General features: G+C 62.2%; 19 protein-coding genes. 14 read left to right on the forward strand and 5 right to left on the reverse strand.

All coding sequences use genetic code 11. The annotated features are described in order from the left end of the window. The first annotated feature begins 150 nt into the window (after window positions 1-150). From nirD to cysG, 3 genes are read left to right on the forward strand one after another with little or no spacing between them, the layout of a single operon-like run. A complete protein-coding gene (gene nirD / locus IM739_RS00365; RefSeq protein ID WP_136600248.1) occupies window positions 151-480 on the forward strand; it encodes a nitrite reductase small subunit NirD in 330 nt (109 codons plus the stop codon). Window positions 481-496: 16 nt separating this feature from the next. Next, window positions 497-3157, forward strand: a complete 2661-nt coding sequence (locus tag IM739_RS00370) for a nitrate reductase (RefSeq protein WP_237369316.1) — start codon at window positions 497-499, stop codon at window positions 3155-3157. Beyond that, window positions 3129-4631, forward strand: a complete 1503-nt coding sequence (gene cysG / locus IM739_RS00375; RefSeq protein WP_237369317.1) for a siroheme synthase CysG — start codon at window positions 3129-3131, stop codon at window positions 4629-4631. The genes IM739_RS00370 and cysG overlap by 29 nt, the downstream gene beginning before the upstream one ends. Here the strand turns inward: cysG and IM739_RS00380 are convergent. Continuing rightward, window positions 4628-5254 (reverse strand): GntR family transcriptional regulator, encoded by a 627-nt coding sequence (locus tag IM739_RS00380; RefSeq protein ID WP_442981110.1) that lies wholly within the window; start codon window positions 5252-5254, stop codon window positions 4628-4630. The genes cysG and IM739_RS00380 overlap by 4 nt on opposite strands. Window positions 5255-5625: 371 nt before the next feature. Here IM739_RS00380 and IM739_RS00385 point away from each other — a divergent pair, with 371 nt between their 5' ends. The 8 genes from IM739_RS00385 to IM739_RS00420 are packed head-to-tail and all read left to right on the forward strand — an operon-like array spanning window position 5626 to window position 13147. Then, a complete protein-coding gene (locus IM739_RS00385; RefSeq protein WP_237369319.1) occupies window positions 5626-6750 on the forward strand; it encodes a BMP family ABC transporter substrate-binding protein in 1125 nt (374 codons plus the stop codon). Between the two features lie 19 nt (window positions 6751-6769). Then, window positions 6770-7918: an ABC transporter permease gene (locus tag IM739_RS00390; RefSeq protein ID WP_237369320.1), complete on the forward strand. Its 1149-nt coding sequence runs from the start codon at window positions 6770-6772 to the stop codon at window positions 7916-7918. Further along, window positions 7918-8844 carry an ABC transporter permease gene (locus IM739_RS00395; RefSeq protein WP_237369321.1) on the forward strand — a complete coding sequence of 309 codons (927 nt, stop codon included), beginning with the start codon at window positions 7918-7920 and terminating at the stop codon, window positions 8842-8844. The genes IM739_RS00390 and IM739_RS00395 overlap by 1 nt, the downstream gene beginning before the upstream one ends. 22 nt (window positions 8845-8866) lie before the next feature. Beyond that, complete coding sequence (locus IM739_RS00400) at window positions 8867-9883, forward strand: formamidase (RefSeq protein ID WP_237369322.1); 1017 nt, start codon at window positions 8867-8869, stop codon at window positions 9881-9883. 10 nt (window positions 9884-9893) lie between these two features. Continuing rightward, window positions 9894-10595, forward strand: a complete 702-nt coding sequence (gene biuH, locus IM739_RS00405; protein WP_237369323.1) for a biuret amidohydrolase — start codon at window positions 9894-9896, stop codon at window positions 10593-10595. Beyond that, window positions 10592-12139: an ABC transporter ATP-binding protein gene (locus tag IM739_RS00410; protein WP_237369324.1), complete on the forward strand. Its 1548-nt coding sequence runs from the start codon at window positions 10592-10594 to the stop codon at window positions 12137-12139. The genes biuH and IM739_RS00410 overlap by 4 nt, the downstream gene beginning before the upstream one ends. Continuing rightward, a complete protein-coding gene (locus tag IM739_RS00415; protein ID WP_237369325.1) occupies window positions 12139-12807 on the forward strand; it encodes a cysteine hydrolase family protein in 669 nt (222 codons plus the stop codon). The genes IM739_RS00410 and IM739_RS00415 overlap by 1 nt, the downstream gene beginning before the upstream one ends. Then, the gene (locus tag IM739_RS00420) at window positions 12800-13147 is read left to right on the forward strand and encodes a cupin domain-containing protein (RefSeq protein ID WP_237369326.1); all 348 of its coding nucleotides are present in this window, start codon (window positions 12800-12802) and stop codon (window positions 13145-13147) included. Before IM739_RS00415 ends, IM739_RS00420 begins: the two co-directional genes overlap by 8 nt. Here the strand turns inward: IM739_RS00420 and IM739_RS00425 are convergent, their stop codons facing one another. The 4 genes from IM739_RS00425 to IM739_RS00440 all read right to left on the reverse strand — a co-directional run bounded on the left by IM739_RS00425 (window position 13148) and on the right by IM739_RS00440 (window position 16966). After that, entirely contained in the window at window positions 13148-14371 is a 1224-nt protein-coding gene (locus IM739_RS00425; RefSeq protein WP_237369327.1) for a M24 family metallopeptidase, read from the reverse strand. A 114-nt stretch (window positions 14372-14485) separates the two neighbouring features. Beyond that, the gene (locus IM739_RS00430) at window positions 14486-15145 is read right to left on the reverse strand and encodes a peroxiredoxin (protein ID WP_237369328.1); all 660 of its coding nucleotides are present in this window, start codon (window positions 15143-15145) and stop codon (window positions 14486-14488) included. A 227-nt stretch (window positions 15146-15372) separates the two neighbouring features. After that, on the reverse strand, window positions 15373-15579 hold the full coding sequence (locus IM739_RS00435) for a hypothetical protein (protein WP_237369329.1): 207 nt from the start codon (window positions 15577-15579) through the stop codon (window positions 15373-15375). A gap of 415 nt (window positions 15580-15994) precedes the next feature. Then, complete coding sequence (locus IM739_RS00440; RefSeq protein ID WP_237369330.1) at window positions 15995-16966, reverse strand: GlxA family transcriptional regulator; 972 nt, start codon at window positions 16964-16966, stop codon at window positions 15995-15997. 103 nt (window positions 16967-17069) lie between these two features. Here IM739_RS00440 and IM739_RS00445 point away from each other — a divergent pair, with 103 nt between their 5' ends. From IM739_RS00445 to IM739_RS00455, 3 genes are all read left to right on the forward strand, one after another. Next, window positions 17070-17972, forward strand: a complete 903-nt coding sequence (locus IM739_RS00445; protein ID WP_237369331.1) for a 3-keto-5-aminohexanoate cleavage protein — start codon at window positions 17070-17072, stop codon at window positions 17970-17972. 68 nt (window positions 17973-18040) lie between these two features. Next, window positions 18041-19528, forward strand: coding sequence for a carnitine 3-dehydrogenase (locus tag IM739_RS00450; RefSeq protein ID WP_237369332.1), 1488 nt, complete (start codon window positions 18041-18043; stop codon window positions 19526-19528). Continuing rightward, on the forward strand, window positions 19525-20685 hold the full coding sequence (locus IM739_RS00455; RefSeq protein ID WP_237369333.1) for an acyl-CoA dehydrogenase family protein: 1161 nt from the start codon (window positions 19525-19527) through the stop codon (window positions 20683-20685). The genes IM739_RS00450 and IM739_RS00455 overlap by 4 nt, the downstream gene beginning before the upstream one ends. Window positions 20686-20848: the final 163 nt, after the last annotated feature.

The following is a 20848-nucleotide window of genomic DNA, read 5'->3' on the forward strand; positions in this document are numbered from 1 at the left end:
CTTGAGGGGGGAGGTCGCGCGGAACGCGCGGGTGGGGGTGACCTTTGGCACCCACCGCCATCACCCCACCCCGGACCTGCGGTCCGACCCTCCCCCTCAAGGGGAGGGTGGCCACCCTGAAGCGCCTGAGGAAACAAGGAAACGAAGCTCATGAACTGGATCGCCATCGGCCATATCGACGACATTCCCCTGCGCGGCGCCCGTTGCGTGAAGACGCCAGAGGGCAAGATCGCCGTCTTCCGCACCGCCGAAAACGAGGTCTTCGCCATCGAAGACCACTGCCCCCACAAGGGCGGACCGCTCTCCCAGGGCATCGTGCACGGCAAGGCCGTCACCTGCCCCTTGCACAACTTCGTCATCTCGCTTGAAAGCGGCAAGGCACTCGGCGCCGATGAGGGTGAGGTCAGAACCATCCCGCTCCGCAATATCGACGGTCAACTCTCCATCGCACTCGACGCGATGCTGGTTGCGGCCGAATAAGGAAATGAGGTTGGTGATGGCGTCCACTGAAACCAAAACCACCTGCCCCTATTGCGGCGTCGGTTGCGGGGTCATCGCAAGGGTCGAAGACGACGGCTCGGTCAGCATCAAGGGTGATCCGGATCACCCGGCCAATTTCGGCAGGCTCTGTTCCAAGGGGTCCGCCCTCGCTGAAACCATCGATCTAGACGGTCGCGCGCTCTACCCGGAAATCATGGGCGAGCGCACGACCTGGGACACGGCTCTCGACATGGTGGCCCGCACCTTCGCGCAGACCATCGCCGCGCATGGTCCCGATTCCGTCGCCTTCTACGTTTCCGGTCAGCTTCTGACCGAGGACTATTACGTCGCAAACAAGCTGATGAAGGGCTTCATCGGCTCGGCTAATATCGACACCAATTCCCGTCTCTGCATGGCCTCCTCCGTCGCCGGCCACCGCCGTGCCTTCGGATCCGATACTGTGCCCGGATGTTATGAAGACCTGGAACTCGCCGATCTCGTGGTGCTGGTCGGCTCCAACATGGGCTGGTGCCATCCGGTCCTCTATCAGCGACTGGCGGCGGCAAAGGCGGCGCGTCCCGCGTTGAAAGTGATCGTCATCGATCCTCGCCGCACGGCAACCTCCGATATCGCCGACCTCCATCTCTCCATCCGCCCGGACGGCGACGTCGCACTCTTTAATGGCCTGCTCGGTCATCTTGTCCACGAGAATGCGATCGATCAGAGCTACATAGCCGCCCACACGCAGGGCTTTGCCGAGGCCTTCGCCGCGGCGGACACGTCGATGGCCGACCTGATCGAGGCGACCGGCCTTCCGGCCATGCAGATCCGCCAGTTCTTCCATCTCTTCCAGACCACCGAAAAGGTCGTCACCTGCTACAGCCAGGGCGTAAACCAGTCCTCTGTCGGCTCCGACAAGGTCAATGCTATCATCAATTGCCATCTGGCGACGGGCCGCATCGGCCGGCCCGGCATGGGACCTTTCTCGCTGACCGGCCAGCCCAATGCGATGGGCGGACGTGAGGTCGGCGGTCTCGCCAACATGCTCGCCGCGCACATGGCGATCGAAAATCCGGACCATCGCGAAAAGGTCCAGCGCTTCTGGCAATCGCCGGCGATTTCGGACAAGGCCGGCCTGAAGGCCGTCGACATGTTCGAAGCCGTCGCCGATGGTCGCATCAAGGCGCTCTGGATCATGTCCACCAATCCGGTCGTCTCCATGCCGGATGCCGACCGCGTCAAGGCAGCCATCGAGGCCTGCCCCTTCGTCGTCGTCTCCGACATCATGAAGGATACCGACACGGCCCGCCTGGCCCATGTGCTGTTGCCGGCCACCGGCTGGGGCGAGAAATCCGGTACGGTGACCAATTCCGAGCGCCGAATTTCACGCCAGCGTCCCTTCCTGCCACATCCAGGCGAAGCACGCGCCGACTGGTGGCAACTGGCCGAAGTCGGCAAACGCATGGGCTTCGAACAGGCCTTCACCTACACATCACCGGCCGACATATTCGCCGAACATGCCGCCTTGTCCGCTTTCGAAAACGACGGGGAGCGCGATTTTGACATTGGCGCGCATGGCGCGATCGCAGAAGACGACTACGACAAGCTGCGCCCCTTCCAGTGGCCGCAGCAGTACGGCAAGACATCCGGTGAGAAACGCTTCTTTGCCGATGGCCACTTCTACCATGCGGACCGCCGCGCCCGTTTCGTCGCAACGCCTTCAAAACTGCCGTCGCGTACCAGCCTCGACTTCCCGCTGATCCTCAACACCGGCCGCGTGCGTGATCATTGGCATACGATGACCCGCACCGGAAAAAGCGCCAGGCTATCGGCCCACATCGCCGAGCCCTTTGCCGAAATCCACCCGCTCGACGCCGCGCGTTATCAGATCGCAGACGCGGATCTCGTCGAATTCTCCGTGGAAAACGGTGCCCGCATCATTGTCCGGGCACTGCTGACTGAACGCCAGAGCCGCGGCTCTGTCTTCGTGCCGATGCACTGGACCGACGAGACATCCTCGCTCGGCCGGGTCGATGCGCTCGTGCCCGCGCTGGTCGACCCGGTGTCTGGTCAGCCCGCTCTGAAGCATGTGCCCGTCACCATGCGCCGCTATGCCGCAAAGGCCTATGGCTTTGCCGTCAGTGTCGAGAAGCCGGAAGGACTTGACGCCGCTTACTGGGTGGTCGCCAAGGCAGATGGCGGCTGGCGCATCGAGCTCGGTTTCGATGACGCCGACACGAACTGGGAAGCCTGGGCACGAAAGGCATTCGCCATTCCGACCAGCATCGAGGTGACCGGTTATGCCGATGCCAGAAGCGGCGATACCCGTCTTGCTTTCTTTGCCGGACAGCGCTTCCTCGGCGCCCTCTTCGTTGCCGCCAGCCCCGTGGCCGTGTCCCGCAACTGGCTGGTCGGCCAATTGCGGGAGCAGCAGACGGAAGCCGCCAGACGTTATGCCCTGATTGCCGGTCGGCCGAGCGCCGACCGCCCCGACCCCGGCGCGATCGTCTGCTCCTGCTTCTCGGTCGGCGCCAACCAGATCACAGGCGCCGTTCGTCAGGGCTGCGCGAGCGTAGAGGCGGTGGGCGCCGCATTGTCCGCTGGAACCAACTGCGGTTCATGCCGCTCCGAAATCAGGAGGATCATCGATGCTTGCCACGTCCTCGCAGCGGAATGAGCCCCGGCGGCCCGCGCGGGTCGCGCCGCTTGCCAAGCTTCCGGTCTTCTGGTCGCTCGAAGGCAAAAAGGTGGTCGTTGCCGGCGGCACGGACGGTGCCGCCTGGAAGGCCGAGCTATTGGCGGCTTGCGGAGCGCGGGTTCACGTCCATTGCCCTGCGGACGAGCTTTCCGATGTCTTTCGCGAATTGCTGGCGACGGACCACGCCGACGGTCGCTACGCCCACCATCCGCACCACTGGCACTCAGGCATCTTCGACGACGCGGCACTCGCTCTTGCTGACTGCGAAACCGACGAAGAGGCTGAAGCCTTTCACACGGCTGCCCGCGCGGCCGGCGTGCCGGTCAATGTCATCGACAAGCCAGCCTTCTGCCAGTTCCAGTTCGGCTCGATCGTCAATCGCTCCCCGGTGATCGTGTCGATCTCCACCGATGGCGCCGCCCCCATTCTGGCACAGGCCATCAGACGCCGCATCGAGACCGTTCTGCCGCATGCCTTGAAGGGCTGGGCGGAACTTGCACGCGACATTCGCGACCGGGTCAATCAACGCCTGGCACCAGGCCCCCAGCGCCGGACCTTCTGGGAGCGTTTTGTCGACCACACATTCACCAGTAACCAATCGCCGGAGGAGGGCGTCGAGCGGGCGCTTCTGACAGAGGTCGAAAGCCTGTCGGAAGCGCCCGCCACCGGTCGCGTGACTCTGGTCGGGGCGGGACCAGGCGACGCCGAACTGCTGACGCTGAAGGCAGTGCGCGCATTGCAATCGGCCGACGTCATTCTCTTCGATGACCTTGTCTCCTCCGAAGTGCTGGAACTGGCCCGGCGCGAGGCCAAGCGCATGCTGGTCGGCAAGCGGGGCGGTCGCGAGAGTTGCAAGCAGGACGACATCAACACGATGATGGTGAACTTCGCCAAGGCTGGAAAGCGAGTGGTTCGCCTGAAATCCGGCGATCCGATGATCTTCGGCCGTGCCGGCGAGGAGATCGCCCGCCTGGAGGCCGAAGGCATTCCTGTTGATGTCGTACCGGGTATTACCGCTGCCAGCGCCATGGCATCGGCGCTGGGCATTTCGCTCACGCACCGCGACCACGCGCAATCGGTCCGCTTCGTCACAGGCCATTCGCGCCATGGCGACCTGCCGGCCAATACCGATTGGTCAGCACTTGCCGATCCGGCAGTCACTACCGTCTTCTATATGGGCGGCCGCACAGCCGGAAAAATCCGCGAAGCGCTTGCCACGAGCGGCATGCCGCTTTCGACCCCTGCCGTTATCGTGACCTCCGTCACCCGACCAAACGAGCGTCGCTGGTCCGGCTCGCTCGATGAGCTTGCCGAAGCCGTCGCCACCATCGGCGTCGACGAACCGATCCTGATCGGCATCGGCAATGCCTTTGCCGCAAGGTCAAAGGCGCCGGTTGAAATGCCGGTCCCACCTTCGGATCTTCGGGAGATGCGGGTGGCGCAAAGCGCCTAGGCAGGCACGCCCGGCCGCGCAAAGGTCGCGCTTGCCTCGCTGACGATCGAGACATGATCATAGGCTGACTTGCCCGCAGCGAGCGCGTCGCCACGCAGGATAGCCGTGACGATCTCGTCATGCTCGCGCCACGACTTCGCCAAGCGCCCCTCAAGACGGAACTGCGCGCGCCGGAAGGGCGAAAGCCGAGCACGCGTCTGGGTCACCAGTTCCAGGATATGGTCGTTGTGCGCCCCGCGATAGAGCTGGGTGTGAAACTCGATGTTGTAGGCCGCGTAGTCCTCGTCGGCCGAGGCACGAACGATCCTGCTGGAAGCCTGGTGCATGTCCTCCAGATGCTTGCGCTCCGCAACGGTCATGCGTTCGGCGGACAGCCTCGCGCAGATACCTTCGAGCTCGGCCATCGCTTCGAACATCGAATTGAGAGAACTGCCGCTGACATTGGTGACCACGGCCCGCTTGTTCGGCTGGCGGTCGACGAGACCCATGGCGCAGAGTTCCCGCAAGGCCTCGCGCACCGGTGTGCGCGACACCTCGAAGCGTGCCGCAAGCGACCCTTCGTCCATCTTCTCGCCAGGCTCCAGGATGCCGGTAATGATCAGGTCCGCGATCGCCCGCACCATCTGCTCGACGGTCGTACCGGCACGAATGACGGGTTTCTTCTCAGGCTTGTCCACAGGCGATCCCACTTTGTTACTGCATACACATGCCAAAGCACCTCGCTCAAGTCAAACCTGCGCATCGGCATGTTGGCCGCCTTCCTGCACAGCGCCGGCCAGGCGTCGATGATGGGCGGACCATGAGCCGCCCATGTGCAGAAATGGTTGCCTATTTCCTAACCATGCCGCCATCCAAACTGCATGCAGTTTGAGCTTGAGGCAAAGCCACCAATATCGAACCAAGCCTTATCAGCAACTTACGTCTCTGGCACGCCGATTGCATACACTTTCTTGCTGAATTCAAGAATGGCAAAAGCCAGATAAGGGGAACTTCGATGACCAAGCTTATGTCCGTTACCCGCAGAACATTCCTGAAGACTTCCGCCGCCGGCGTCGCAGGCGCCGCCCTTGCACCCAATGCCTTCTTCTCGCCCGCGATGGCCCAGGCCGCCCTCACCGTCGGCTTCATCTATGTCGGCCCGAAGGATGACTATGGCTACAACCAGGCCCATGCCGAGGGTGCAGCTGTTTTGAAAAGCATGGCCGGCGTCACCGTCGTCGAGGAAGAAAACGTGCCGGAAACCGTCGATGTCCAGAAGACAATGGAATCGATGATCAACCTTGATGGCGCAACCCTCGTCTTCCCGACATCCTTCGGTTACTTCGACCCCCATATGCTGGCGATGGCTGAAAAGTATCCCGACGTCCAGTTCCGCCATTGCGGTGGTCTCTGGCAGGAGGGCAAGAACCCGATGAACACCGGCTCCTATTTCGGCTATATTGGCCAGGGCCAGTATCTCAACGGCATCACCGCCGGCTATGCCTCGAAGAGCAAGAAGATCGGCTTCGTCGCCGCCAAGCCGATCCCGCAGGTCGTGCAGAACATCAACTCCTTCCTGCTCGGCGCGCGCTCGGTCGATCCGTCCATCACCTGCCAGGTGATCTTCACCGGCGAGTGGTCGCTGGCCGTCAAGGAAGCGGAAGCGACCAACGCATTGATCGACCAGGGCGCTGACGTCATCACCTGCCACGTCGACAGCCCGAAGGTCGTCGTCGAGACCGCCGCCGGCCGTGGCGCATTCGTCTGCGGTTACCACGCCAACCAGAGCCCTCTGGCGCCGGAAAAATATCTGACCGGTGCCGAATGGGCCTGGGGCAATGTCTATACCGATTTCGTCAAGAAGGCCCAGGCCGGTGAAAAGCTCGGCAATTTCGTCCGCGGCGGCCTGAAGGACGGCTTCGTCAAGATGAGCCCGCTCGGCCCCGCCGTTTCCGCTGAAGCCCGCGCCAAGTTCGAAGCGATACAGGCGGAGATGATGAAGGGCGGCTTCTCCGTCTTCAAGAGCGGCCTGAAGGACAACAAGGGCACTGTCGTCGTCACCGCCGACCTTGCGGAAGACGCGATCGAACTCGAAAGCATGGGCTATCTGGTCGAGGGCGTGATCGGCTCGACATCCTGAAGCAGCGGGAGCGGCGGCCATGACCTTGGAAATAAACAGTCAGAGCCTCGTTCCACCCCCGGTGCGGGCCGGAGATTTCCGGCCTGCCATCGAATGGGCAGCGAGACGCGCAGAACCCCTCGCCATTGCACTGTTTGCGGTGGCGGTTGGACTTGCGATCTTCTCGGTCTTCATTGCCGCCATCGGCAAGTCGCCGCTTCAGCTCTTTCAACTGATGTATGCCGGCGGCTTCGGCAGCTGGTTTTCGATCCAGAACGCGCTGAGCCGCGCAGCGCCGCTGCTGCTCACGGCGCTCTGCGTGGCGCTACCCGCACGCCTCGGCCTGACCGTTATCGGCGCCGAGGGCGCCGTCGTGCTGGGCGGGCTCGCTGGCGCGGCCATCGCCCTGCCCTTCGTCGGCCTAGTGCCGCCCCTCCTGCTCTGGATCATCATGGGCATTGCCGCCATGGTGATCGGCGGCATCTGGATCGGCCTGTCGGGTTTCCTGCGCCACTATCGCGGCGTCAACGAAACCATCGCCTCGCTGCTGTTTGCCTATATCGCCATCGCGCTGATGAACCAGTTGATCGAGGGACCGCTGCGCGATCCCGCCAGCCTCAACAAGCCGTCCACCACGCCAATCCCGGCCGAATACATGCTCGGCAAGATCCCCGGCATGGACGTGCACTGGGGCTTTGCCGTCGGCGTCGTCGCCTGCATCATCTCCTACATCGTCATCGAATGGACCACGAGCGGCTTTGCCGCCCGCATCGCCGGCGGCAACATGCGCGCCGCCCAGATCCAGGGACTGCCCGTCGGCAGGCTGATTGTCGGCTTCACCGCTCTCGCCGGCGCCTTCGCCGGGCTGGCCGGCATGATCGAGGTCGCCGCGGTACAGGGCAGCGCCAATGGCTCTCTGGCCGCCGGCTACGGCTATACCGGCATTCTCGTTGCCTTTCTTGCCCGCCACAATCCGCTCGCAATCATTCCGGTGGCCATCCTGCTCGGCGGGATCGATGCCTCCGGTGGCCTGATCCAGCGCCGCATGGCGCTTCCCGATGCGACTGTGCTCGTTCTCCAGGGCACGCTCTTTATCGCCGTGCTCTTTTCCGAAACCCTCTATGGCCGCTTCAAGATCTTCAATCCCGATCTCTGGAAGCAGCCCGACGCCAGCAAGGGAACAGCCTGATGGACGGAACCGATATCGGCCTCTGGGGCATCCCGCTCGCCATCATCGCCGGCGCCATCCGCGTCTCGACGCCCTTCATCTTCGTCAGCCTCGGCGAAATGATCACCGAGCGTTCAGGACGCATCAATCTCGGCCTTGAAGGCACACTCGTCTTCGGCGCCATGGCAGCCTATGGCACCGCCGTCATGACCGGATCGCCCTGGCTCGGCGTGCTGGCCGCCATGCTGGCCGGCTCGCTCTTCGGCCTGCTGCACGGCTTCATCTGCAAATTCCCTAGGGTCAACGACATCGCGATTGGCATCGCCATGATGCAGTTCGGCCTCGGCCTCGCCTTCTTCCTCGGCAAGCCCTTCATCCAGCCCTCGGCGCCGAAGCTGCCGTCGATCCCCTTTGGGGGCTGGTCGAGTTATCCGCAGGTGCAGGCAGCCTTGAACATCAACGTTCTCTTCATCCTCGGCATTGCCCTTGCCTTTGCTCTCTCCTGGGCTTTGCGCAACACCCGCATGGGGCTCATTCTCCGGGTCGTCGGCGACAGTTCCGATGCCGCACGGGCCATGGGTCTCAACCCCGACACGATCCGTCTGCTGGCGACCGCCGTCGGCGGTGCACTGGCTGCGGTCGGCGGCGCCTATCTGTCGCTCTTCTATCCCGGCTCATGGAACGAAGGCATCTCTTCCGGCCAGGGCCTGATGGCCGTGGCGCTGGTCATCTTTGCCCGATGGAACCCGGTCGGCTGCCTGCTCGCCTCGCTTCTCTTCGGCGGCGCCGGCGCGCTCGGCCCGGCCCTCCAGTCGGTCGGCGTCACCGAGGGCTACTACCTTTTCTACGCCGCGCCTTACGTGCTGACCCTCATCATCATGATCGCGACATCCTCGCCGACGCGCTCGCTCGCAGGCGCGCCGGGTGCGCTGTCGCTGACCAAGTAACTCGACCACAAGGGAGATTTCCATGAACGGATTGGGTGGACTGAACAAATCGGAACACGGCGTTGGCATCGGCCTCGTTCAATTGCAATTGCCCAACACGGTGACAAAGGCAGATCTGGCGCGCCAGACCCAGGTGATCGTTGATCTCGTCGGCAAGGCACGGCGCAACCAGCCGGGCATGGATCTCGTCGTCTTCCCGGAATATGCGCTGCACGGCCTGTCAATGGACATCAATCCGGAGATCATGTGCACGCTTGACGGCCCGGAAGTCGCAGCCTTCAAGGCCGCCTGCAAGGCCAACAGTATCTGGGGCTGCTTCTCGATCATGGAGCGCAATCCCGGCGGCATGCCGTACAATTCCGGCATCATCATCGACGACCAGGGCGAACTGAAACTCTACTATCGCAAGATGCACCCCTGGGTGCCGGTGGAACCGTGGGAGCCCGGCGATTTCGGCATTCCCGTTATCGAGGGGCCGAAAGGTGCGAAGCTCGCCCTGATCATCTGCCACGACGGCATGTTTCCGGAAATGGCCCGCGAATGCGCCTACAAGGGTGCCGAGATCATGATCCGCACGGCCGGTTACACTGCGCCGATCCGCGACAGCTGGAAATTCACCAACCAGTCGAACGCCTTCTGCAACCTGATGGTCACCGCCAATGTCTGCATGTGCGGCTCCGACGGCACCTTCGACAGCATGGGCGAAGGAATGATCTGCAATTTCGACGGCACGATCATCGCCCATGGCACCAGCGGTCGGGTCAACGAGATCATCACGGCTGAGGTCCGCCCGGATCTGGTGCGCGAGGCCCGCCTTGGCTGGGGCGTCGAGAACAACATCTACCAGTTCGGCCATCGCGGCTATGTCGCGGTCGCCGGCGGCGCCCGGGATGCGCCTTACAGCTACATGCACGACCTGATCGCCGGAAAATACCGCCTCCCCTGGGAGGACCAGGTCAAAGTGACCGATGGCACATCCTGCGGGTTCGACAAGCCAACTCGCCGCTACGGCGAAAATTTCAAGCTGGCCGGGGAATAGGAGAAAATCGATGGATGCGATGATCGAGACCGAGACCCACTATATCGACGGCGACCCCTATAACTGGCCCTATAACGGCAAGCTGCGCCCGGACAACACCGCCCTGATCATCATCGACATGCAGACCGATTTCTGCGGCAAGGGTGGCTATGTCGACCACATGGGCTACGACCTGTCGCTGGTCCAGGCACCGATCGAGCCGATCAAGGCGGTTCTGGCCGCCATGCGCGCCAAGGGCTATCACATCATCCACACCCGCGAAGGCCATCGTCCCGATCTGGCCGACCTGCCGGCCAACAAGCGCTGGCGCTCGCAGCGCATCGGCGCCGGCATCGGCGATGCCGGCCCCTGCGGCCGTATCCTCGTGCGCGGCGAACCCGGCTGGGACATTATCGAGGAACTCTATCCGATCGAGGGAGAGACCATCATCGACAAGCCGGGCAAGGGGTCCTTCTGCGCCACCGATCTGGAATTGATCCTCAACCAGAAGCGCATCGAGAACATTATCCTCACCGGCATCACAACCGATGTCTGCGTCTCCACCACCATGCGCGAGGCCAATGATCGCGGCTTCGAATGCCTCTTGCTGGAAGACTGCTGCGGCGCAACCGACTACGGCAATCACCTCGCCGCCATCAACATGGTCAAGATGCAGGGCGGCGTATTCGGCTCCGTCTCCAGTTCCGCCAAGCTCGTGAGCCAGCTGCCATGATCATCGGCGAACTTCCCCCGGCCAAGACCATCCCCGCCGTCGGCATAGAGACCGTTGACATGACCATGCGCTTCGGCGCCTTCACCGCCCTCGACCACGTCTCCATCCGGGTCGAGGCGGGCTCCTTCCATGCCCTGCTCGGTGAAAACGGCGCCGGCAAGTCGACGCTGGTGAAATGCATCATGGGCTTCTACCGGCAGACATCCGGTCAGTTGATGGTTGACGACCGTGAGGTCTCCGTCGCCTCGCCCCGTGATGCGGCAGCCCTTGGCCTGGGCATGGTCTACCAGCACTTCACTCTGGTCCCCTCGCTCACCGGCGCAGAAAATCTGGTGATCAGCCGCAGCGAAGTGCCGGCGGTCATCAACTGGGCAAGGGAAAGGAAGGCGCTTGCTGCCTTCATGGAAACCATGCCCTTCGACATACCATTGCATCGTCCGGTGAGCGAGCTTGCTGCCGGCGAAAAACAAAAGCTCGAGATCATCAAGCAGCTTTATCTGGGCCGGCGCTTTCTGGTGCTCGACGAACCGACCTCCGTGCTGACGCCGGCCGAAGCCGACGACATGCTGGGCCTTGTCCGCGGCCTGACCGAGCGCGGCGAACTGACCGTGCTGATGATCAGCCACAAATTCCACGAGGTGACAAAATTCGCCGATGCCGTCTCGGTACTGCGTAAGGGAAAACTTACAGGTGGAGGCAAGACCGGCGAGCTGTCGACGCGCGACATGGCCGCGATGATGATCGGCGACGTCAAGCTGGCCGAGCTTGATACGCGCCTGCCGGTCAATGGCAAAGCCACACAGGTGCTGGCGCTTGACAGTGTCAGGGCGCCTGACCGTAGCGGGCTGAAAACCATCGAGATCGACAAGCTGATCGTCCATTCCGGCGAGATAGTCGGCATCGCAGGCATTTCCGGCAACGGCCAGAAGGAACTGTCCGAAATCCTTGCCGGCCAGCGTCCGACCGATACCGGCAATGTAGCGGTCAAGGGCAAGCCCTATGGCGCGACCCGGGCCGAAACCCGCACCAACAATGTCCGCTTCATCCCCGAGGAACCGTTGCAGAACGCCTGCGCCCCGAAGATGAGCGTGTCGGAAAACCTCGCCTTCCGCACCTTCGACCTGAAGACGGATGGAAGGGAGACCCGCTGGCTCGACGGTCGCACCATGCGCCGGCGCGCCGGCCAGCTGATCGGCGATTTCAAGGTCAAGACCGCCTCCGCCGCCTCCCCGATTGCCTCACTGTCGGGCGGCAATGTCCAGCGTGCAGTGCTCGCGCGCGAACTGACAGGCGACGTTGATCTCCTCGTTGTCTCAAACCCCTGTTTCGGTCTCGATTTCTCCGCCGTCGCCGAGATCCGCTCGCGCATCATGAAGGCCCGTAACGGCGGTACCGCGGTGCTGCTGATATCAGAAGATCTCGACGAGCTGATGGAAATGTCCGACCGCATCATCGTCATGTCGGATGGCAAGCTGGTGTACGAAACTCCGGCGCGTGACGCCGATATTTCCGTGATCGGATCCCACATGGCGGGGCATCACTGATGACGGACATCAAGGCTATGCCCTTTGCCTTTCCGCTCAAGCGGGATCAGGTTGCCCTGATCGTCATCGACATGCAGCGCGATTTCGCCGAGCCCGGTGGCTTCGGCGAAACGCTCGGTAATGACGTGAGCCATGTCTCGGTTATTGTCCCCGACGTGCGCCGGTTGATCGACGGCTTTCGACAGGCCGGCCTGCCGGTGATCCATACCCAGGAATGTCATCGCCCGGACCTTTCCGACCTCCCCCCGGCCAAGCGCGATCGCGGCAATCCGAGCCTTCGGATCGGCGATCTCGGACCCATGGGCCGCATCCTGATTGCCGGCGAGCCCGGAACCGCGATCCTGCCGGAGCTTGCGCCCATCGAAGGCGAACTGGTGATCGAAAAGCCCGGCAAGGGCGCCTTCTATGCCACGCCGCTCGGCGAGGAACTCAAGGCCCGCGGCATCTTGCAGCTGGTCTTTGCCGGCGTGACCACGGAAGTCTGCGTCCAGACCACGATGCGCGAAGCCAATGACCGCGGCTATGAATGCCTCATCGTCGAAGAGGCGACGGCGAGCTATTTCCCGCATTTCAAGCAGGCAGCGCTCGACATGATCCGCGCCCAGGGCGGCATTGTCGGCTGGACGACCCATCTCGACGACTTGCTGGAAGGACTGAAGCATGCCTGAAACGACCCGCGAATCCCTGACCAGTGGCGGCTGGAAAAGCCTGGAATTCAGCCTGTTTCGCGATGGCGTCACGATTCACTGGATCACGCCGTTCAAGGACGACCAGCCGGGCGTGGCGCTGTTGAAATACGAAGCCGGCGCATCGGTGCCGCGCCATCGTCACGAAGGGCTGGAGACGATCCTCGTCCTGCAGGGCACCCAGTCCGATGAGGCCGGCGACTATGGTCCGGGCTCTTATGTCGTGAACCAGCAAGGCAGCGAGCATTCGGTCTGGAGCGACACCGGCTGCGTCGTCCTGATCCAGTGGGACAGGCCGGTGAAGATCCTCGGCGGACACTGATCAGACAGAGATCAGCGCCCGGCTGAGGCTGTTCATGCATTCGGCTCCGGTCTCCGTGACAAGGAACTGGTCCTCGATCATCAGCGCACCGAACCCCTGCGCATAGAATGGAGCCTCCAGCGCAACAACCATGTTCGGCTGGATGGCTTCGCCATTGTCATGGGAGAAGAACGGCCATTCCTCGATGCCGACGCTGCCACCGACAGAATGACCGAAATGGCCGCGATAATATTCCTCGAAGCCATCCCGGCGCATGGAGCCAAGCATCGCCTTGTGCACGGCACCGAACGAGTTGCCGGGACGAACCTCTTCAAGCCCGGCGGCAAAAGCCTGCTCAAGCGCCTTGAAGATCTCGGCCGCGAGCCTGGTAGGCTCGCCGCAGCAGAAGGTACGGGCGCCATCGGACGAATAACCGTCCACCAGTGTCCCGACATCCGCCTTGATCAGCGCACCGGGTGCCACGACCGCACGGCTGTCCGAGAGGTCGGCACCGACCGAGATATAATCCCAATGGCCGCTCAGCCCGTAGCCATGGATGGCGGCCTCGGAACGGGCACCCTCGAGCCATGCTGCGGACAGAGCCGAAAGCGGCACGCCCGGCGCGATCGCATCCTGCATCCGGGAAAGTCCGGCTTCAGCCGCTCGTGAAGCCTGCCTCAGCCAGGTGATTTCGGCAGGCGTCTTGACCGAGCGAAGCCGTCTCAGGAGTGGAGAGCCATCGATCCAGTGCACATCCGGCAAGATGGCCTTCAACGCCAGGAAATCTGCCGCCGGCATGAATTCCAGATCGACGGCGATCCGCGCGCCGGCAAGGCCCCGTTCCGAAATCAGATCACCGAGCAGATGGAAACAGGCATCCCGGTCGAAGGTTTCCGGCCTTGGGCCGACATTGCCAGCCCGCCGATAGGCGGCGTTGATACCGGCGAGATCGCATTCACTCTCAACATGAACTCCGTCGATCCAGATCCGATGGCTGCGGATATCCGCCTGCGGCATGCTTCGGCGCACGGCGCCCGCGGCATGATCGCTGACGACCGCTGCAATCGGCAAACCTGGATCCGCGGGCACCAGCGCGATCGCCGAGCCGGCCCGTCCCCACATCGTCGCCACGCCGGCAGCGGCGCCTGTCGCGTAGCGGAACGCCTCGGGTTGAAAAAGGGCCAGCGCATCGGCGGCTTCGGCCTCAAGTAGTCGCTGGGCCCGTTTGCGATCGAGATTGCTCACGTCATCCATCCTGTTGATCTGCCGGACTGTAGCGATGTTGCCGCGACCGCTGAAACGCAAAATCGCCCGGAGACCGGGCGATTTCACAACTATCTTCCGTCTTGTAAAAGTCGATCAGCCTTGCGGCTGCTTGGTCTTGCGCAGATAGGGCAGAACCGTGTCGAACGAACCGAAGCGGGTGATCGCATCTTCGTTGGAAACAGCTGCCGTAATGATGACGTCGTCGCCCTGCTTCCAGTTCGCCGGCGTCGCCACCTGGTGCTTGGCGGTCAGCTGGATCGAATCGATCGTGCGCAGGATCTCGTCGAAGTTGCGGCCCGTGGTCATCGGATAGGTAAGGATCAGCTTGATCTTCTTGTCCGGGCCGATGACATAGACCGAACGCACGGTCGCGTTGTCGGCAGGCGTGCGGCCCTCCGAACTGTCGCCGGCATCATCCGGCAGCATGTCGTAGAGCTTTGCGACCTTGAGATCCTTGTCGCCGATCAGCGGATAGGCGACCTCGAAACCGGTCGCGGTCTTGATGTCCTGCTTCCACTTGACGTGGCTGTCGACCGGATCGACGGAAATGCCGATGACTTTGACATTGCGCTTGCGGAATTCGCCATCAAGTCCGGCCATCGCGCCAAGTTCGGTCGTGCAAACCGGGGTGAAATTCTTCGGATGCGAGAAAAGAACCGCCCAGCTGTCGCCAATCCAGTCATGGAAGCTGATGGCTCCCTGAGTGGTGTCGGCAGTAAAATCAGGCGCAGCTTGGTTGATACGAAGTGTCATGTCCAGCTCCAGTGAAATATCTGTTGATCGGTATAGTCAGGGTTGAATGCTGCAAACAGGCAAGACGCTTGGTGATTGGCCGATGCTACCTAGGCCAGCGTCACAGTCTGCGTCTCCTTTGCCCGCGCGTTCAAAGCGCCGCGCGGCGGAACGTTCGGCATCGGACCCAATCGTGAAAAAGGCCCCCTCCGGAGGCCTTTGAACAACTAATCAGTCTTGCTTGTAATTTACAAGACGAAGAGCAGGCCGGCGATAAATCCGATCGAGAGAAACGCCACCAGCAGGGCGCATTTGTCGGACCAGATTTTTGCACTCCGGCGCACTGTTTTCTGATGCTCATTCTGGCAGGTTGCAAACGCCATCATCGACTCCGGTCTAGAGGATTGGGAACATGCCCCAGAAAAAGATCTCATGGCGCCTGCAATCGGCGTCATCGGTGTCATCATCATGCGTCGCAACAGACGGTCGTTTCGGCTCCCGACCCCGCTCTACCCTGTTACTCGAGGGAACCAGCCGCCGTGCGAGACCGAAAAGATCGAAGGAAAGCGTTTCCACACTATGGGGCATTGCCGATCCCTCCATCCATCGCGTTCATCATGAACTCACAGTCACAGTTTCGTCACATTTTGGCCCCGAGTCAACAATCACTACCAAATTGGTATTCTAACTTTCGCCGTATATGCAGAATGCATAACTCGCCTTGGGAGTTCCGGTGAAACGAGCGAGTAAACGTGGGTCAGGCCGAAGCCCGAACGCGTGGCTTCATCCCCAATCGGCTTCACCACATGCAGCTTGCGCCTGGAAAAATCCGGAAAATGATCAACAAGGCAGGCACCGATGACCCGCCTCCTATGAACGCCGGCGCAAGCGGCGGCGCGTTTCCGAAGGGCTTTCGGAGAAATTCGCACGGTAGCTGCGGGAAAAGGCCGAAGCCGAATTGAAGCCCGTCTCGGCGGCGATCTCGGCAAAAGACGCCTTGGTCTCGATGACTTTCCTGCGTGCCGCGTTCAGCCGGAGCGCCAGATAATGCACATGTGGCGCAGCGCCCAGATCATCCTGGAACAGGACCTGGAGATGGCGCGCACTGATGCCGACCCGACGCGCCAGCCGGACAAGGGTCAGAGGCTGTTCGACATGTTCTTCCATCAGCCGCACGGCATGCGCCACCCGCGGGTCGCGCATCTTCAGACCCATGGTCGAGGGTGTATGCTGCGTCTCGCTGTGGAAACCACCCTGTTCATAGCTGAAAAGCCGGCTGACCTCGAGCGCAAGCGTGTAGCCCTGCCGCCGGCGGATGATGTCCAGCATCAGGTCCATGGTCGGCAGCGAACCACCGGTCGTGATCCGCTTTCCATCGATGACGAATCGGTCCTTGACGGCGCGAACCTGCGGATAGGCCAGCGAAAAATCCTCGAAATCCTCCCAGTGGGCGGTTGCCGAGCAATTGTCGAGCAGGCTCGCCTCGGCCATCAGCCATGTGCCGGATTCGATGCCCGCGATGATCGACCTGTGACGTGCGCTTTGCGACAGTGTCCGCTTCAGGGAAGCCGTCGCGGCGTTGCGCCAGTTGTAGCTTGCCAGCACGAAAAGCGGCGCGGTCTCGGTGCCTTGCTGGAAAACCCCATCGGCCGGCATCGGTACATGGCTCGTCGTCATTGCCGCCTCTCCATCGGGCGTGAGCACCCGCCAGCGATAGAGTTCGCTGCCAGAAATGCGGTTGGCGCCACGCAAGGGTTCTATCACCGAGGCGATCAGGATCAGGTTTGTATCGGGAAGGACCAGAAGATCGATGTCGAGACGGTCGATAGTAGGGTGAAGCAAGACGACCTCCAATCCTCCGAGAATGTATCAAATACCTCTGAGAATGCAAAGCATCTATCGAAATCTTGTTGCGTAATGCCCTCAACTACGAGGGAGAACAACAATGCCTCTTGCGATGAACCGCGATGTTTTCATCACCTGCGCCGTGACCGGCGCCGGCGACACGGTCTCAAGATCCAGCCACGTTCCGATCACCCCGAAGCAGATCGCCGACAGCGCGATCGATGCCGCCAAGGCCGGCGCTGCGGTCGTGCATTGCCATGTCCGTGATCCCGAAACCGGCGCTGCCAGCCGCCGCAACGATCTCTACAAGGAAGTGACCGACCGCATTCGCGCCGCCGATGTCGATGTCGTGCTCAACCTTACCGCCGGCATGGGCGGCGACCTCGTCTTCGGCAATGTCGAGGCTCCGTTCCCGCTCAACGAGAAGGCCACGGATATGGCCGGTGCCACGGAGCGCGTTTCCCACGTCGCCGAATGCCTGCCGGAAATCTGCACGCTCGATTGCGGCACAATGAATTTTTCGCTCGGCGACTACGTCATGACCAACACACCGTCGATGCTGCGCGAAATGGCCCGCCAGATGACCGCCCTTGGCGTCCGCCCCGAGATCGAGGCCTTCGACACCGGCCATCTCTGGTTCGCCAAGCAGCTTGTCGAGGAAGGCCTGATCGAGGACCCTGTCCTCATCCAGCTCTGCATGGGCATCCCGTGGGGCGCGCCTGACGACCTCAACACCTTCATGGCCATGGTCAACAACGTACCGGCCAGCTGGACCTTCTCCGCATTTTCGATCGGCCGCAACGCACTCGCCTATCCGGCAGCGGCCGTGCTCGCCGGCGGCAATGTCCGGGTTGGGCTGGAGGACAATCTATATGCCGGCAAGGGCCAGCTCGCGACCAATGCGCAACTCGTCGAAAAAGCGGTAACTGTCATCGAAGGCATGGGCGCCCGCATCATCGGGCCGGCCGAGGTCCGCGACAAGCTGAAGCTGACAAAGCGATAACCGCGACTAACCTTCACCCCTCCTCCGGGGAGAAGGAACCCTCACAAATGCAAGCGGGGATCACGATAATGACCAAGATCAACAAGGCAGCCTGCATAGGCGGTGGCGTCATCGGCGGCGGCTGGATCGCCCGCTTCCTGCTGGCCGGCATCGATGTCGCGGTCTTCGATCCGCATCCGGAAGCCAAGCGCATCGTCGCCGAGGTACTCGCCAATGCCGAACGCGCCTATGCCATGCTGACCGGCGCGCCGCTGCCGCCACGCGGTACGCTCACCTTCTGCGCCTCCCTGCAAGAGGCCGTCGCCGACGCCGACTGGATCCAGGAAAGCGTGCCCGAGCGCCTTGACCTGAAACGGGGGGTCCTGACCAGTATCGATGCTGCCGCCAGGCCCGACGCCCTGATCGGCTCCTCCACCTCCGGCCTGCTGCCAACCGACCTGCAGCGCGACATGCAGCATCCCGAACGCCTGTTCGTCGCTCATCCCTACAATCCGGTCTATCTGTTGCCGCTGGTCGAAATCGTCGGCGGCGAAAAGACCTCGGCCGAGACGATCAGGGCTGCCATGGACCGCCTTGCGCCCATCGGCATGAAGGGTGTGCATATCGCCCGCGAGATAGAAGCTTTTGTCGGCGATCGTCTTCTCGAGGCACTCTGGCGCGAGGCACTCTGGCTGATCAAGGACGACATCTGCACCGTCGAGACGCTGGACGATGTCATCCGTTATTCCTTCGGCCTGCGCTGGGCCCAGATGGGTTTGTTCCAGACCTATCGTATCGCCGGCGGCGAAGCCGGCATGCGCCATTTCCTCGCCCAGTTCGGCCCTTGCCTGCAATGGCCCTGGACCAAGTTGACCGACGTTGTCGATCTCGACGATACCCTGGTCGAAAAGATCGGCCAGCAATCGGACCAACAGGCGGACGGCCTGTCCATCCGCGAACTGGAGCGCATCCGTGACGAAAACCTGGTCGGCATCCTGCAATCGCTGAAAGGCGGCAACGGAGGCGAGGGCTGGGGTGCCGGCAAGCTGCTCAAGGAATTCGAACAGGGCCTCTGGGCGAAAGGCGGCTCCAAGACCGAACCGGATTTCGCAAAACCGCTCCGCCTCGTCGAAACCAAGGTGAACCCTGCCTGGGTCGACTATAACGGCCACATGACCGAGCACCGCTATCTGCAGGTCTTCGGCGATACCACCGATGCCCTCCTGCGACTGATCGGCGCCGATCTTGCTTATGTCGAGGCAGGGCACAGCTATTACACGGTCGAGACCCATATCCGCCATCTTGGCGAAGCGAAACTTGGCCAGGCGATCCATGCAACCTGCCAGGTGCTTTCGACCGACGACAAGCGGCTGCACGTCTTTCACACCCTCCATGATACCGCAAGCGGGATGCCGATTGCCACGGCAGAGCAGATGCTGCTGCATGTGAACTCGGCAGCAGGCAAGACCGTGCCGGCGCCGGCTGAAATCCTCGCCAGGCTGCTGCCGATCGCGGCAGCCCATGCCAACCTGCCCGCCCCAGATGGAGCCGGCCGTCATGTGGGACAGAGAAAATGAACTTCGGCCTGACCCAGGAACAGGAATTGATCGTCAAGACCGTGCGCGATTTCGTCGAACGCGAAATCTATCCGCATGAAGATCTCGTCGAGCGAACGGGCGAAGTCCCGTCTGACCTGGGTGCCGATATCAAGCGCAAATGCCTCGATCTCGGCTTCTATGCCTGCAACTTCCCCGAAGAACTCGGTGGAGCGGGCCTGGACCCCGTCATGTTCACCCTGGTCGAGCGAGAACTCGGCCGGGGCTCCATGGCCCTGACCGTCTTTTTCGGCCGCCCTTCCGGCATCCTGATGGCCTGCGAAGGCGAACAGCGCGAGCGATACCTGCTGCCGGCCATTCGTGGCGAGAAGGTCGACGCCCTCGCCATGACCGAACCCGATGCAGGCTCGGACGTCCGCGGCATGAAATGTTCGGCCCGCCGTGACGGCAGCGATTTCATCCTCAACGGCACCAAACACTTCATCTCCCATGCCGACCTTGCCGATTTTGTCATCGTCTTCGCCGCCACCGGCGAGGAGGAGACGCCGAAAGGTCCGAAGAAAAAGATCACCGCCTTTCTCGTCGATCGCGACACGCCGGGCTTCGAGATCCGCACCGGCTACAGTTCACTCTCCCATCGCGGTTACCACAACAGCATCCTGACCTTCACAGATTGCCGCCTTCCGGCAACCCAGGTTCTGGGCGAGCTGGACCGCGGCTTCGACATCGCCAACGAATGGCTGTCCGGCACGCGCCTGACGGTGGCCGCCACCTGTGTCGGCCGCGCCCGCCGCGTCTTCGACATGGCGCTGCCCTATGCCGCCGAACGCAAGCAATTCGGCAAGCCGATCGGCGCCAACCAGGGTGTCTCCTTCAAGCTCGCCGACATGATCACCGAGATCGACGCCGCAGACCTCCTGACGCTCTCTGCCGCCTGGCGCCTGAAGGAGGGCCTGAGCGCCAACCGAGAAATTGCCTCCGCCAAGCTCTATGCCTCGGAAATGCTGGCGAGGGTGACCGACGAGGCCATCCAGATCTTTGGCGGCATGGGCCTGATGGATGACCTGCCGATCGGCCGTTTCTGGCGTGACGCCCGTGTCGAGCGCATCTGGGACGGAACATCTGAAATCCAGCGACACATCATCAGCCGCGACCTGCTGCGGCCAATGGGGGCCTGATGGAAAAATTGGGATTGCTGGAACCTACCCCCCTCTGCCCTGCCGACCCTCTCCCCCTCAAGGAGGAAGATCGGTTGGTCGCCACCGTCCGACGTTTCTCGTCATCCAAATTTCCCAACGCGAACATATGCGTCGGCCGAGGCGAATTCGCGGCTCCTTCTGC

It is taken from the genome of Rhizobium sp. SL42 (genome assembly GCF_021729845.1).
Classification (GTDB): domain Bacteria; phylum Pseudomonadota; class Alphaproteobacteria; order Rhizobiales; family Rhizobiaceae; genus Allorhizobium.

What these genes read in the sequence shown, in the direction of transcription:
- IM739_RS00420 (WP_237369326.1), top strand. Translation starts at nt 12,800, where the DNA reads ATGCCTGAAACGACCCGCGAATCCCTGACCAGTGGCGGCTGGAAAAGC.
- IM739_RS00400 (WP_237369322.1), top strand. Translation starts at nt 8,867, where the DNA reads ATGAACGGATTGGGTGGACTGAACAAATCGGAACACGGCGTTGGCATC.
- IM739_RS00380 (WP_442981110.1), bottom strand. Translation starts at nt 5,254, where the DNA reads ATGGTGCGGGCGATCGCGGACCTGATCATTACCGGCATCCTGGAGCCT.
- IM739_RS00395 (WP_237369321.1), top strand. Translation starts at nt 7,918, where the DNA reads ATGGACGGAACCGATATCGGCCTCTGGGGCATCCCGCTCGCCATCATC.
- cysG (WP_237369317.1), top strand. Translation starts at nt 3,129, where the DNA reads ATGCTTGCCACGTCCTCGCAGCGGAATGAGCCCCGGCGGCCCGCGCGG.
- IM739_RS00385 (WP_237369319.1), top strand. Translation starts at nt 5,626, where the DNA reads ATGACCAAGCTTATGTCCGTTACCCGCAGAACATTCCTGAAGACTTCC.
- IM739_RS00410 (WP_237369324.1), top strand. Translation starts at nt 10,592, where the DNA reads ATGATCATCGGCGAACTTCCCCCGGCCAAGACCATCCCCGCCGTCGGC.
- IM739_RS00455 (WP_237369333.1), top strand. Translation starts at nt 19,525, where the DNA reads ATGAACTTCGGCCTGACCCAGGAACAGGAATTGATCGTCAAGACCGTG.
- biuH (WP_237369323.1), top strand. Translation starts at nt 9,894, where the DNA reads ATGGATGCGATGATCGAGACCGAGACCCACTATATCGACGGCGACCCC.
- IM739_RS00445 (WP_237369331.1), top strand. Translation starts at nt 17,070, where the DNA reads ATGCCTCTTGCGATGAACCGCGATGTTTTCATCACCTGCGCCGTGACC.
- IM739_RS00415 (WP_237369325.1), top strand. Translation starts at nt 12,139, where the DNA reads ATGACGGACATCAAGGCTATGCCCTTTGCCTTTCCGCTCAAGCGGGAT.
- IM739_RS00370 (WP_237369316.1), top strand. Translation starts at nt 497, where the DNA reads ATGGCGTCCACTGAAACCAAAACCACCTGCCCCTATTGCGGCGTCGGT.
- IM739_RS00430 (WP_237369328.1), bottom strand. Translation starts at nt 15,145, where the DNA reads ATGACACTTCGTATCAACCAAGCTGCGCCTGATTTTACTGCCGACACC.
- IM739_RS00450 (WP_237369332.1), top strand. Translation starts at nt 18,041, where the DNA reads ATGACCAAGATCAACAAGGCAGCCTGCATAGGCGGTGGCGTCATCGGC.
- IM739_RS00435 (WP_237369329.1), bottom strand. Translation starts at nt 15,579, where the DNA reads ATGACGCCGATTGCAGGCGCCATGAGATCTTTTTCTGGGGCATGTTCC.
- IM739_RS00390 (WP_237369320.1), top strand. Translation starts at nt 6,770, where the DNA reads ATGACCTTGGAAATAAACAGTCAGAGCCTCGTTCCACCCCCGGTGCGG.
- nirD (WP_136600248.1), top strand. Translation starts at nt 151, where the DNA reads ATGAACTGGATCGCCATCGGCCATATCGACGACATTCCCCTGCGCGGC.